Below are 12,701 nucleotides of genomic sequence, written 5' to 3' on the forward strand. Positions count from 1 at the left end.
GGGCTCCGGATCAAGGCGAGGGCCATCAAACGCAAGCATGGCCCCGAAAACAAGACGGCGCCGCGTTCCGGGAGGAAAACGCGGCGCCGATAGGGTCGTGACGAGCCCGGGAGGAAGGAGGCTCAGGACGGCCCGATCATGAAACACATCGCGCCGCGCGCCTGCAGGCGGCGACAGGCGAGATCGGCGGCCTCGTTGGTGAGGCCCATGAAGTTGGCGTCATAGCCGCCCGCGCGCTGGGTCACCCGGCGCAGCGCCCCGTCGAGCGCGCCCGGCTCGTTGAGCGCGGTCTGGATTAGGATGCGCTCGGCCGAACCGCGGCTGTTGTAGCGACCGACATTGATGCCCCAGAGCCTGCCGCCGGAGGTCGAGACGCGGGTCACCACCTCGGGGACTGCCTGCATCCGCGACGCATCGACCGGCGCGATCGCGGCGGCGGTCATGATCATCTCGGTTGGGCGCGCCTCCGGCGTGGTCTCGGGGGTGATCCCGGCCTCGGCGAAAAGCTCGGCGGTCGCGGGCGCCATGTCGCTCAGCTCCGTGACCGGCGCGGCGGGCGCGATGGCGGCCGCCACGGAGACACGGGCGGGGGCGGACTCGGGCTGGGTCGTGGCCGAGGGCGACGAGGAGACGAGCAGCGCCGCGGCGAGCGCGTCCTCGATGCCGGACGCGGTGGCGACCAGCACCGGCGCGGCGGCAGCAGTGCCGGGACGCTGCTGCGGACGCAGGCTGCGCCGGACCACGCCGGTCACGCGAATCGTATGCGCGCCGCTGGTCGGCCTGAGCGCCGGGGCGGCGGCGACGAGGGCAGGGGCCTGCGCCGGGGCGGCCTGTCCCGGCTGGCTGGCGAACCCCTTGTCGAGAAGCTTCATCACCTGCGCGTTGCGGTTCGCGGTCGAGGTGCCGCCGAAGACGGTGGCGATGATCCGGCGATCGCCGCGCTGCGCCGAGGCCACGAGGTTGTAGCCTGCGGCATTGGTGAAGCCGGTCTTGATGCCGTCAGCGCCCTTGTAGGCGTCGAGGAACCGGCGGTTGGTGTTGTTGACCTGCTTCATGCCGGCATCGGCCGAGCGGCGCGAGAACAGGTTATAATATTGCGGGAAATCGTAAATCATGTGTCGGCCCAGCACCGTCATGTCGCGCGCGCTCGACAGGTGGTTGGGGTGGGTCAGCCCGTGCTGGTTCACGAAGGTCGTGTTGCGCATGCCCATCGCCTGAGCGGTGGCGTTCATCCGCTTGGCAAAGGCCTCCTCGCTTCCCGATATGGCAAAGCCGATGGAAGAGGCGGCGTCGTTGGCGGACTTCACGGCCGCCGCGCGCAGCAGGTAGCGGAACTTGATCTTCTGGCCGGTGCGCAGCCCCAGCTTCGAGGGGGGCTGGGCGGCGGCATAGGCGGGAATCGCGATCTCGGAATCGAGAGAGATCTCTCCGCGCTGGATCGCCTGAAAGGCGATGTAGAGGGTCATCATCTTGGTCAACGAGGCGGGGTGCAGACGGGTGTCGGCGTTTTCCTCGTGGATGACGGCCCCGGTTTTGGCGTCCACGACCATCGCCGCGTAGGGCGCGGCAAGCGCGCCGGTGGCGATGGTGATACCCGCCGTAAGGGTGGTGATTAGAAACAGCCCGATCCGGGCCGTCCGCAACAGACGACTGCTCACGTGATTGCCCTTTATCTTGCCTCGTGGGCGACCGTCTTGTCGCGGTCACCTCGTTTATGTTTCGAAAACTAACACAAACGTGGCGTCACGAAAACAGATATGTTTCCAAATACTTTGCCCGTTGTCTTCAGGCATCGGGCGAAGCCGCACCGCGCGACTCGCCCTATACCTAAGGTGTGCAACGCCGACAGGGACCTGCGCCGGAGGCCCCTCGTGAGGGGCGTGGCGCAAAAGCCTCAGGCAAGGATTTCTTCGCCGGTCTCAGGCGCGAAGTTCGGCGACCATGGCGGGAAGTGCGACGAGGCTGTCGATCCGGCGGAAGCGCGGATGCGCCTCAGGGGGCTCGGCGTGCTCGAGCTCCCATGTCGTCTCTGAGGGGACATACACGCCCCAGCCGCCCGCCTCGATCACCGGGAGCACGTCGGATTTCAGCGAATTGCCCACCATCACGGCGCGGTCGGGCCGGATCGCGTAGCGGGCAAAGATCGCGGCATAGACCGGCGCGGTCTTGTCGGACACGATTTCCACCGCCTCGAATGCCTCGCCAAGGCCCGACTGCGCCAGCTTGCGCTCCTGATCGAGCAGGTCGCCCTTGGTGACGAGCACCAGCCGTGCCTCGTCCGACAACGCCGCGATGGCCTGCTCGACGCCGGGCAGAAGCTCGATCGGATGCGCCAGCATCTCGCGGCCCAGATCCATGATCTCGCCGATCGCGGTGGCGGGCACGCGCGCCTCGCTGACCTCGATCGCGGTTTCGATCATCGACAGGACAAATCCCTTCACCCCGAAGCCGTACCGCCCGAGGTTGCGGCGCTCCGCCGCGAGCAGCCGCTCGCGCAGTCGGTCCTCTCGCGCATGATCGCGCAACAGCTCGACAAAGCGGGCTTGGGTGGAGCGAAAGAAACGCTCGTTGTGCCAAAGCGTGTCGTCTGCGTCGAAGGCTATGGTCCAACGATCCGGCATCTGCGGCGCTCCACGGCAAGGGCCGGGCTTTTCACCGGGCACGGGGCGCTTATATAACGGAGCCAGAGCGAGATTGGCAACGCAGCGGGGCCCAAGCCGAGATGGTCGGAAAGCGGATGACGATGCAAGGCACGACGACGCGAATGGTGACGCAGATGACGGCGCGCATGGCGGGGCCCGGCGGTGGCGACGACGGCGACGACCTGACCGGCGTCAAGGTCGAGACACGCCCCAAGACCAAGCGTCCGCCCCTCTACAAGGTGCTGATCCTCAACGACGACTACACGCCGATGGAATTTGTCGTGCATGTGCTCGAGCGGTTCTTCGGGCTGAGCCACGCGCAGGCCTTCGAGATCATGCTGACCGTGCACAAGAAGGGGCTCGCCGTGGTCGGCGTGTTCTCCTACGAGATCGCCGAAACCAAGGTGGCGCAGGTGATGGATTTCGCCCAGCGGCACCAGCACCCGTTGCAATGCACGATGGAAAGGGAATAGGGGCCCCGATGCCCTTGTTCCAACCCCTGTCCCCGGAGTGCCCATGGCCGATGCCCGCCTGACCACCGCGATCGAGAGCGGCGCGCTCGTGCTGCCCGAAGGCAAGATTCTCGCGCTGCGTCCCGCTGCCGGAACCGATCTTTCGGCGCTGCCCCAGGATCGCACCCGAATCCTGCACGGGTTTCGCCCCGACATCGACGCGTGGGAGGCGCAAGGTTGGACCGTCTCCGAGGCCGAGGCGGAGGCCGAGACCGACCCCGCTGGCGCCGCTGTGGTCTTCGTGCCGCGCTCCAAGCCGCTAGCGCGCGCCATGCTGGCGCAGGCGGCGGCGCTGGCCCCTCTGGTGATCGTCGACGGCCAGAAGACCGATGGGGTCGACAGTCTGTGGCGCGAGATGCGCACGCGCACCGGCGATCTGCCTTGCGTGACCCGCGCGCATGGGCGGCTCTTCTGGTTCGAGTCCGCCGCGGTCGACATCTCGGATTGGACCGCTCCCGCACCGGCGCCGGTCGATGGTGGCTTTGTGACGCAATGGGGCGCCTTCTCGGCCGATGGGCCGGATCGCGGCTCGCAGATGCTGGCGGCGGCATTGCCCGGCAAGTTGCCCTCGCGCATGGCCGATCTCGGGGCGGGCTGGGGCTATCTGGCGCGCGCGGTGCTTGAGCGCGACGGCGTGAAGTCGATCGATCTGGTCGAGGCCGAGAAGCTGGCGCTCGACTGCGCGCGGCGCAACGTGACCGATCCGCGCGCCGCCTTCCACTGGGCCGACGTCACCCGGTTCAAGCCCGATCATCTCTATGACGGGATCGTCTCGAACCCGCCGTTCCACGTGGGCCGCGCCGCCGACCCCGCGCTGGGCCGCGCCTTCATCGTGGCGGCGGCGCGGATGCTGGCCCCGTCGGGGCAGCTGTGGATGGTCGCCAATCGGCATCTGCCTTACGAGGCGAGCCTGCGCGAAAGCTTCCGCTCGGTCGAGGAGATCGGCGGCGACGGAACCTTCAAGCTGTTCCACGCGATCCGGCCGCTCAAACCCACCGACAAGAAACCCCGCTGACACGTTCCTTTCCCCGGAGACCGTCATGAGCTTTTCCATCGCCGGCAAGACCGCGATCGTGACCGGGGCCGCGCATGGCGTCGGCCTCGCCATCGCCCGCGCCATGGTCGAGGCGGGCGCCAACGTCGTCTTCGTCGACCGCGACGAGGCCGCGCTCGAGCGCGAGACCTCGGTGCTGCGCGAGGCCGATGGCCCGGTGCGCCATTTCGCAGGCGACCTGCGCGAGCGGCTGACCATCACCAACCTTCTGTCCTTCACCATCGACGCTTTCGACCGCATCGACATTCTCGTCAACGCGGCGCGGCAGGTGCGGGTCTCCGATCCCTTCGACCCGGAGGATGATTCGGTCGAACGGCTGCTGGATCAGAACCTCATGTCGGCGCTGCGGCTCAGCCAGGCGACGGCGCGGCGCATGATCAAGCAGGCCGACCCCGACAGCGACGCGCCCTTGGGCTCGATCATAAATCTCAGCTCGATCGCGGCGCGGCTCACCCATCCGCAACTGCTCGCTTATTCGGTGAGCTGTGCGGCGCTCGACCAGATGACCCGTTCGATGGCGGTGGCGCTGGCGCCCAAGCGCATCCGCGTCAACGCCGTGGCCTTCGGTTCGGTGATGAGCGCCTCGCTCAAGCAGTCGCTGTCCGAGCATGACGAGATTCGCGAGGCGATCCTGCACTGCACGCCGCTCGGCCGCATCGCCAGCGCCAGCGAGGTGTCGGACGCGGTGCAGTACCTCGCCTCCGACGCCTCGGCCTTCGTTACCGGGCAGGTGATCACGGTGGATGGCGGACGCAGTCTCATCGATCCCTCGCACGTCGCCGCGCATTAGAACCGCATCGCCCGGTCATTGGGGGTAGCGCGCCACGCATTGCGCCTTCGCCGTGGCCTCGGCGGGGATAAGCGCCTCGCGACGTGCCAGAAGCTGGTCGAGCTTCACCTTCTCGGCCTCGATGTCGATCGTCACCGGCACGCGGACATCCTCGGCGGTGGTCCTGTTGCAAAAGCGGCGACCGATCGAGCCGTCGTCGCGCCGGAACTCGCACAGTTCGCGGCGGGTGCGCAGCTCCTCGCGCTCCTCGATCGCATAGCCGCGGGCGACGTTGCCGCGGGTCTGCGAGATCAGCGCGTCGATCACCCGGCCCTGTTGACCAACCGAGGAAAGGCAGCTCTCGCGCGGGGTGGCGCAGGCGGCGAGGACGAGGGGCAGGACGAGGAACAGGGCGGGGCGCATCGTGTATCTCCGGTCGAATCGGTCGGGCCAGCGGGTCGCATGGCGGGTCGTTCGAGAGGATGCTAGACGCGGGCGATATTCAATAGCAGGGGGCGCGCATGACCTCGCAGGCCATGAAGACCGAAAAGGACGAGGCAGCCGGCTGGTTCGCCGCGCTGCAGGGCGAAATCGCCGCCGCCTTCGAGGCGCTGGAGCAAAGCCATTCCCGAGGCCCGCTCTCCGACCACGCGCCGGGCCGCTTCGAGGTGACGCCGACGCGGCGCACCGGCGAGGATGGCCAGGACGCAGGCGGCGGGCGCATGTGCGTGATGCGCGGCGGTCGGGTGTTCGAGAAGGTCGGCGTCAACATCTCGACGGTTCACGGCACGCTGGGGCAGGCGGCACAGACCTCCATGGCGGCGCGCGGCGTGCCCGGTATCAAGGACGACCCGCGCTTCTGGGCAAGCGGGATCAGCCTCGTCGCACATATGCAGAACCCGCACGCTGCGGCGGTGCACATGAACACCCGCATGTTCTGGACGCCGGGTGCATGGTGGTTCGGCGGCGGCGCCGATCTCAACCCTTGCATCGAATACCCCGAGGACACGGCGCATTTCCACGACACGCTGAAGGCGCATCTCGACCCGCACGGGGCCGATCTCTATCCCAGTCTGAAGGCCTGGGCCGACGAGTACTTCTATATCCCGCACCGCAAGCGCGCGCGCGGCGTCGGTGGCGTCTTCATGGACGACCGCTGCACTGGCGACTGGCGCGCCGATTTCGAACTGACCCGCGACATCGGCCGCGCCTTCCTGCCAGCCTGGCTGCCGCTGGCCGAAGCGCGCCGCGCCACCCCGTGGGACGAGGCCGACAGGGACACGCAGCTGCGTCACCGCGGCCTCTATGCCGAATACAACCTCGTCTATGATCGCGGCACCAAGTTCGGCCTCGCCACCGGGCACGACCCCGACGCGGTGTTGATGAGCCTGCCGCCTCTGGCGAAATGGGCCTGATCTTCCAAGGGCTTTGACCGCCTGCCCGCGCCCGTGTCAGATGGGTGCGGGAGGACCGCGCCATGGTGAGACACGAGGCCGACGCACAGCGAGAGATGACCTCGGCCGAAATCGGTGCGCTGGCGCATCTGTGGCGCGGCGAGGTCTATCGCTCCACGATCTGGCGCACCCGGCTCGACACCACGACCAACTGGGCGGTGGTGACGCTCGGCATCGCGCTCTCGATCGCCTTCGCCTCGCGCGAGGCGTCGCCGCTGCCTCTCGTGCTCGTCGGCATCCTGATCCTGTTCTTCCTGATGCTGGAGGCGCGGCGCTACCGCTACTTCAACGTCTGGCGCGCGCGCTGCCGCTGGATGGAGACGCATTTCTACGCGCCGCTCCTGCAGGACGGCAATCTGCGGCTGGGCGAGGGCTGGCAGCGCGAGTTGGCCGAGGATTACTGGGTGCCGCGCTACCACGTGTCGTTCCGGATCTCGGTGGGCCGCCGGATCAGGCGCAACTACCTGTGGATCCTGCTGATTCAGGCGGCGGCCTATATCGGCAAGCTGATCGTGCACCCGACCCCGGTGGAAGGGTTTGAGATGTTCGTGGACCGCGCCGCCATCGGCCCGGTGCCGGGGTTGATCGTTCTGGCGGCGGGCGGGTTCTACGTCTTGGCCTGGAGCGGCTGGGCGCTGCAGAGCTGGCATCATGACCGGCGGCGCTGGGGCTCGACCCAGCGCCCGACCGGCATGGGTTAACGCGTCTCGCGCAGCGTCTCGATCATCAGCGCCACGTTCTCGGGATCGGCATCGGGGGTGATGCCGTGGCCGAGGTTGAACACATGCGGGCCGCCCGAGAACGCGCCGCGGATGCGCCGCGTCTCGTCGATCAGTTCCTGACCGCCCGTCACCATGTGGCGGCTGGCGAGATTGCCTTGCACGCAAGCGATCGGCTGCACGTGCTCGGCGGCCCATTCGGGGCTCACCCCGTCGTCGAGCGCGATGCAATCGGCGCCGATGGCGCGCGCGGCATCGACGAAGCGCTCTCCCGCTCCGCGTGGAAAGGCGATGACCGGCAGGCCGGGATGGCGCGCCTTGAGTTCGGCGGTGATCCGCGCCATCGGCGCGATCGAGTAGCGGTCGAGATCGTCGTCCCTGAGCGACCCGGCCCAGCTGTCGAACAGCTTGACCACCTCGGCCCCGGCTTCGACCTGCGCCGAGAGATACTCGATCGTGGCCTCGGTGATCCGGTCGATCAGCGCCTCGAACTCGGGCCGGTTCTCATCCTTGAGCGTATGCGCCCGGCCCTGGTCGGGCGTGCCGCGCCCGGCAATCATATAGGTGGCCACGGTCCAGGGCGCGCCCGCGAAACCGATCAGCGTCGTCTCCGAGGGCAGCTCGCGCGCGAGGATCCGCACCGTCTCGTAGACCGGGGCGAGGTGCTCGTGGATCGCGTCGGCGGGCTTGAGCGCCGCGACGCCGCCCTTTTCGGTGATCGGAGACAGGCGCGGGCCTTCGCCGGTGACGAACCACAGGTCGAGGCCCAGCGCCTGCGGCACGAGCAGGATGTCGGCGAACAGGATCGAGGCGTCGAAGCCATAGCGGCGGATCGGCTGCAGCGTCACCTCGGCGGCCAGATCGGGGTTGTAGCACAGCGACAGGAAGTCGCCCGCCTGCGCCCGCGTGGCGCGGTACTCCGGCAGATAGCGTCCGGCCTGCCGCATCATCCAGATCGGCGGGACGGGCAGGGTTTCGCCCGCGAGGGCGCGCAGCAGGAGCTTTGACGGGGGGGTGGGGACATGGGTCATGCCACCTCGTCCCGCTGCGGGGCCGCAAAGTCAAGCCGCGCGGGCGGGGGCGCGACGGGCGGTCGCGGTTGCCGCGCCTCCGGCCCGGGCGTAGAGATTGGCGCATGACCCGCGAACTTCCCTCCCCCGCCAAGCCCCTGCGCATCGGCACCCGCGGCTCGCCGCTGGCGCTTGCGCAGGCCAACGAGACGCGCGCGCTGCTGGCCCAGGCCTGGGACCTGCCGTACGAAGCCTTCGAAGTGGTGATCATCCGCACCACCGGCGACAGGGTGATCGACCGTCCGCTGAGCCAGATCGGCGGCAAGGGGCTGTTCACCAAGGAGATCGAGGAACAGCTCCTGTCGGGCGACATCGACATCGCCGTGCATTCGATGAAGGACATGCCGGTCGAACAGCCCGGCGGGCTGGTGCTCGACGGATACCTGACCCGCGAGGACCCGCGCGACGCCTTCGTCAGCCTGAATCACGGCGCGATCCCGGATCTGGCGCAGGGCGCCACGGTCGGCACCTCGAGCCTGCGGCGCAAGGCGCAGATCCTCGCGCGGCGGCCCGACCTGAACGTCGTGGAGTTTCGCGGCAACGTGCAGACGCGCCTGCAAAAGCTTGAGGATCGGGTAGCCGAGGCGACGTTTCTCGCCATGGCAGGGCTCAGCCGGCTGGGCATGATCGACAGCGTGCCGGCGCGCGCCATCGGCACCGAGGAGATGCTTCCCGCCATCGCCCAAGGGGCGATCGGCATCGAACGGCGCGGCGACGACAGCCGCGTGGCGGGGCTGCTGGAGCCGATCCACCACGAGGAGACGGCGCAGCGCCTCGCCGCCGAGCGCGCCTTTCTCGCCGCACTCGACGGATCGTGCCAGACGCCGATCGCGGGGCTCGCCGAGCTGTCGGGCGGCACGCTGCGCCTGCGCGGCGAGATCCTGCGCCCCGATGGTTCGGAGGTGCTGGACGACGCCGGGGACTGCGCCGTCGCCGATGGCGCGGCGCTGGGCCACGAGATGGGCAAGCGGCTTTTGGGCCGCGCCGGACCGGGCTTCTTCGCGGAATAGGGGCCGCACGTCGCGGCCCCCGGCCCGTCTCACTCCATCGTCGCGCCCAGATCGGCATCGGTGGTGAAGAGATAGTTTTCGCCCGCGTTCTGGTGACAGGCGATGCAGCCGGCCTCGGCATTCTTGCCCACCAGCCCCGCCAGCGCCACGCCGTTCGGATTGGCGTCGAGCGAACCGTCGGGCAGGTACTTGGCATAGAACCAGTTGCCGGTCTCGTCGTCATATCCCGCCTCGCGCCGGAACATCACCGTCACCGCGCCCAGATGCTCGGCGGGGGCGCCCAGCACATCGTCGACCGTCACCCCTTCGGGTCCGTAGTTGCGCTTGACCACAAGCGCGCCGTCATGACCGTCGATCGTCGCGCGGGAATAGAAGGTCTCGAGCATCATCCCGTGCGGATCGGTACCGGGATAGGGAAAGGACATGATCGCGCCTTCGCCTGCGAGGTTCTGGTCGACCATCGCCTGCCAGACCTGCTGCGCATAGGCCTGATCCTCGTCGCCCCCGAAATTCGGCGCGTCCTGCGCCATCGCCGGTCCGGCCAGCCCCGCCCCGAACGCCGCCGCCATCATCAACTTCGCCGTCGTCAACTTCATGGTCATCGTTACCTCCCTCATCACCGAATGGGGCCAGCCTACGCCAATGCGACCGGTGGCGGGGTCACGTCGGATCACGACTGCTCGACGCTTTGTAACCCCGCACACGCGCGGGTGAGAGCCATCGCCGCGAATCCGTGCTAGGATCGTCCCATCCGGATGACCCCGCTGCGGCGCATCCGGGCCGGGCGGGGCCGTCCCTTGGTGATCAGGGAGGACGGCATCATGGCAAAGTCCGACGGCCATATCGACAAGACCATCGGCAATCCGCTCAGCTGGGCGGGGCACGTTCTGGGCGCGGGCTCGCACCATCTGGGCGAAGGCGCGCGCGAGACCATCGGGCGCGACACCGCGCCGATCCGACTGCGACGCATCGAGGTGGCGGACCTCAAGGCGGCGCTGCGCGCGGGCTACGAGGATTTCAAGGCGTTCCGCTCCGACGTGATCTTCCTGTGCGTGGTTTATCCGCTGGCGGGGCTTGTGTTGATCCGCTTTGCGATGAACGAGAACCTGCTGCCGCTGCTGGTGCCGCTGATCACCGGTTTCGCCCTTTTGGGTCCGGTCGCCGCCGTCGGCCTCTACGAGATGAGCCGCAGGCGCGAGGCGGGTCGTGATCCGAACTGGGGGGCGGCCTTCAAGGTCGTCGAATCGCCCTCGGCCATCGCGATCCTGACCCTGAGCCTGCTGTTCCTTGCGATATTCGTGGTCTGGATGCTGGCGGCCTGGATCATCTACGCGGTCACGCTGGGACCCGAGCCGCCGGTTTCAGCGGGAGCCTTCGTCAGCGACACGCTGACCACCGCACCGGGCTGGGCGATGATCGTCGTGGGCACAGGGGTCGGCTTTGTGCTGGCCGCCTCCGTGCTGGTGATCGGGGCGATCTCGTTTCCGCTGCTGCTCGATCGGCATGTCGGCGTGCGTCGCGCGGTCCGGGCTTCGACCCGGCTGGCGCGCGAGAACCCGCGCAGCGTGGCGATCTGGGGCATGATCGTCGTGGTGGGCCTCGGCCTCGGCATGGCGACGCTGCTGGTCGGGCTGATCTTCGTTCTGCCGATCCTTGGCCATGCGACGTGGCATCTCTACCGCCGCGCGGTCGAACCCGCGTGAGGCACGGCGCGGGCCACCGGCCCGCGCCACCACCACTACCACCGTCACGGCTCAGGCTTCGAGGATCGCCACCGCCTCGAAGGGACGCAGCTCAACCCTGCCGGTCAGCGTGTCTCGGCCCGGATAGTTGGCGCTGATCGCCCGCCCGGTGAGGGCGAGACCCTCGGGCACGTCGACAGCAACAGCCTCGCCGGTGAAATTGGCCAGCACCGAAATCCGCGCGCCGTCATGACGCCGCGCATAGGCGACGATCTTGGGATGATCCTCGAGGTAGGGCGTGAAATCGCCCTCGCGCATCACCGCCAGCTCCCGGCGCAGCCCGGCCAGTTCGCGGTAATGGTCAAAGATCCCCTCCGGGTCCGCCCGGTCGGCGGCGACGTTGATCGCGACGTGATTCGGGTTCACCTCGATCCAGGGCTCGCCCGTGGTGAAGCCCGCCTGATGCCCCGCGTCCCACTGCATCGGCGTGCGCGCGTTGTCGCGGCCGTTCGAATTGGCGCCGTCGAGGAAATCGCCCGGCGTCACCCCCGCGGCGGTCTGGATGCGGTGGAAGTTCAGCGTCTCGATGTCCCGGAACTGGTTGATGTCGGTAAAGGAGACGTTGGTCATGCCAATCTCCTCGCCTTGATAAATGTAGGGCGTGCCCTTCATCATATGCAGCACCGTGGCGAGCATCTTGGCCGAAGCCACCCGGAAGCGCTCGGTATTGCCGTATTTTGACACCGCGCGCGGCAGGTCGTGGTTGCTCCAGAACAGCGAGTTCCAGCCATCCTCGGCCAGAGCCACCTGCCACTCGGTCATCACCCGCTTGAACGCCACCAGGTCGAAGGGTTTGGGCCGCCACTTGCCATGCACCTCGTCCCAGCCCTGCACGATATGCGCGAACTGGAACACCATCGACAGCTCGCCCGCGTCGCGGCCCGAGTATTTCAGCGCGCCTTCGGTCGTGGCGCTCCACGCCTCGCCCACGGTGACGACGTCGCGGCCCTTCAGCGTGGCGTCATGCATCTCGCGAATGAAGCGGTGCAGGTCCGGCCCGTCGGCGGTGATCCCGGCATCGGGGTCCTTGCCGATCAGGTCGATCACGTCCATCCGGAAGCCCGCGACGCCCCGGTCGAGCCACCAGTTCATCATGTCGTATATGGCCGCGCGCAGCTCGGGGTTCTGCCAGTTCAGGTCGGGCTGCTTGCGGTCGAACAGGTGCAGGTAATACTGGCCCGTCCGCTCGTCATAGGTCCAGGCCGGGCCGCCGAAATTCGATTGCAGGTCGTTGGGCGCGCCGCCATCTGGACCTGGATCGCGCCAGACATAGTAGTCGCGACAGGGGTTGTCGCGGCTCTGGCGCGCCTGCCGGAACCACTCGTGCTCGTCCGAGGAATGGTTCACCACGAGGTCCATGACGATGCCGATGCCGCGCGTCTTCGCCTCGGCGATGAGCCGGTCCATGTCGGCCAGTGTGCCGAATTCGGGCGCGATGTCGCGGTAGTCCGAGATGTCGTAGCCGTTGTCGGCCATCGGGCTGCGAAAGACTGGCGACAGCCACACGAAGCCGATCCCGAGATCGGCGAGGTGGTCGAGCTTGGAGATGATGCCGGGGATGTCGCCGATGCCGTCGCCATCGCTGTCGCAAAAGCTGCGCGGGTAGATCTGATAGGCGGTGGCGGCGTGCCACCAGGGGGCGGGATCGGTCATTCGGGCTGTCCTTGGGCTTGGTCGCCTTGCACCCTCGCCACCAGTCGAGCCGGGCGCAAGCCCCCCGGGAGGGGGA

The 12,701-nt window shown here is 68.1% G+C and carries 13 protein-coding genes; 7 read left to right on the plus strand and 6 right to left on the minus strand.

Going from position 1 to position 12,701, the window contains the following annotated elements; translation table 11 throughout:
- Window positions 1-122: 122 nt before the first annotated feature.
- Both ACJASC_RS03435 and ACJASC_RS03440 read right to left on the minus strand, forming a co-directional pair.
- Complete coding sequence (locus tag ACJASC_RS03435) at window positions 123-1,658, minus strand: D-alanyl-D-alanine carboxypeptidase family protein (RefSeq protein ID WP_415143562.1); 1,536 nt, start codon at window positions 1,656-1,658, stop codon at window positions 123-125.
- Window positions 1,659-1,919: 261 nt separating this feature from the next.
- Window positions 1,920-2,621 (minus strand): HAD family hydrolase, encoded by a 702-nt coding sequence (locus ACJASC_RS03440; RefSeq protein ID WP_415143564.1) that lies wholly within the window; start codon window positions 2,619-2,621, stop codon window positions 1,920-1,922.
- 155 nt (window positions 2,622-2,776) lie between these two features.
- Between ACJASC_RS03440 and clpS the strand changes: the two genes are divergently transcribed.
- The 3 genes from clpS to ACJASC_RS03455 are packed head-to-tail and all read left to right on the plus strand — an operon-like array spanning window position 2,777 to window position 4,998.
- Window positions 2,777-3,115 (plus strand): ATP-dependent Clp protease adapter ClpS, encoded by a 339-nt coding sequence (gene clpS / locus ACJASC_RS03445; RefSeq protein WP_415143905.1) that lies wholly within the window; start codon window positions 2,777-2,779, stop codon window positions 3,113-3,115.
- 43 nt (window positions 3,116-3,158) lie between these two features.
- Window positions 3,159-4,169 carry a class I SAM-dependent methyltransferase gene (locus ACJASC_RS03450; protein ID WP_415143566.1) on the plus strand — a complete coding sequence of 337 codons (1,011 nt, stop codon included), beginning with the start codon at window positions 3,159-3,161 and terminating at the stop codon, window positions 4,167-4,169.
- 25 nt (window positions 4,170-4,194) lie between these two features.
- A complete protein-coding gene (locus ACJASC_RS03455; RefSeq protein ID WP_021694008.1) occupies window positions 4,195-4,998 on the plus strand; it encodes an SDR family NAD(P)-dependent oxidoreductase in 804 nt (267 codons plus the stop codon).
- A 15-nt stretch (window positions 4,999-5,013) separates the two neighbouring features.
- On the opposite strand, the gene ACJASC_RS03460 is transcribed toward ACJASC_RS03455, so the two are convergent.
- Window positions 5,014-5,400, minus strand: coding sequence for a hypothetical protein (locus ACJASC_RS03460; RefSeq protein WP_021694009.1), 387 nt, complete (start codon window positions 5,398-5,400; stop codon window positions 5,014-5,016).
- Between the two features lie 98 nt (window positions 5,401-5,498).
- Here ACJASC_RS03460 and hemF point away from each other — a divergent pair, with 98 nt between their 5' ends.
- On the plus strand, window positions 5,499-6,392 hold the full coding sequence (hemF, locus tag ACJASC_RS03465; RefSeq protein ID WP_415143568.1) for an oxygen-dependent coproporphyrinogen oxidase: 894 nt from the start codon (window positions 5,499-5,501) through the stop codon (window positions 6,390-6,392).
- Window positions 6,393-6,454: 62 nt separating this feature from the next.
- A complete protein-coding gene (locus ACJASC_RS03470) occupies window positions 6,455-7,132 on the plus strand; it encodes a DUF2270 domain-containing protein (protein WP_415143570.1) in 678 nt (225 codons plus the stop codon).
- Here the strand turns inward: ACJASC_RS03470 and hemE are convergent.
- Window positions 7,129-8,181: a uroporphyrinogen decarboxylase gene (gene hemE, locus ACJASC_RS03475; protein ID WP_415143572.1), complete on the minus strand. Its 1,053-nt coding sequence runs from the start codon at window positions 8,179-8,181 to the stop codon at window positions 7,129-7,131. The two genes, ACJASC_RS03470 and hemE, sit on opposite strands and share 4 nt — an antisense overlap.
- A gap of 104 nt (window positions 8,182-8,285) precedes the next feature.
- Between hemE and hemC the strand changes: the two genes are divergently transcribed.
- Window positions 8,286-9,230 (plus strand): hydroxymethylbilane synthase, encoded by a 945-nt coding sequence (hemC, locus tag ACJASC_RS03480; RefSeq protein WP_415143574.1) that lies wholly within the window; start codon window positions 8,286-8,288, stop codon window positions 9,228-9,230.
- 29 nt (window positions 9,231-9,259) lie between these two features.
- On the opposite strand, the gene ACJASC_RS03485 is transcribed toward hemC, so the two are convergent.
- Complete coding sequence (locus ACJASC_RS03485) at window positions 9,260-9,832, minus strand: cytochrome P460 family protein (RefSeq protein WP_415143576.1); 573 nt, start codon at window positions 9,830-9,832, stop codon at window positions 9,260-9,262.
- A gap of 219 nt (window positions 9,833-10,051) precedes the next feature.
- Here ACJASC_RS03485 and ACJASC_RS03490 point away from each other — a divergent pair, with 219 nt between their 5' ends.
- Window positions 10,052-10,933: a DUF2189 domain-containing protein gene (locus ACJASC_RS03490; protein WP_415143578.1), complete on the plus strand. Its 882-nt coding sequence runs from the start codon at window positions 10,052-10,054 to the stop codon at window positions 10,931-10,933.
- 51 nt (window positions 10,934-10,984) lie between these two features.
- On the opposite strand, the gene ACJASC_RS03495 is transcribed toward ACJASC_RS03490, so the two are convergent.
- On the minus strand, window positions 10,985-12,625 hold the full coding sequence (locus ACJASC_RS03495; protein WP_415143580.1) for a glycoside hydrolase family 13 protein: 1,641 nt from the start codon (window positions 12,623-12,625) through the stop codon (window positions 10,985-10,987).
- Between the last annotated feature and the right edge of the window lie 76 nt (window positions 12,626-12,701).

Origin of the sequence: Limimaricola cinnabarinus (assembly GCF_047631075.1) — a bacterium.
Lineage (GTDB): Bacteria > Pseudomonadota > Alphaproteobacteria > Rhodobacterales > Rhodobacteraceae > Limimaricola > Limimaricola cinnabarinus.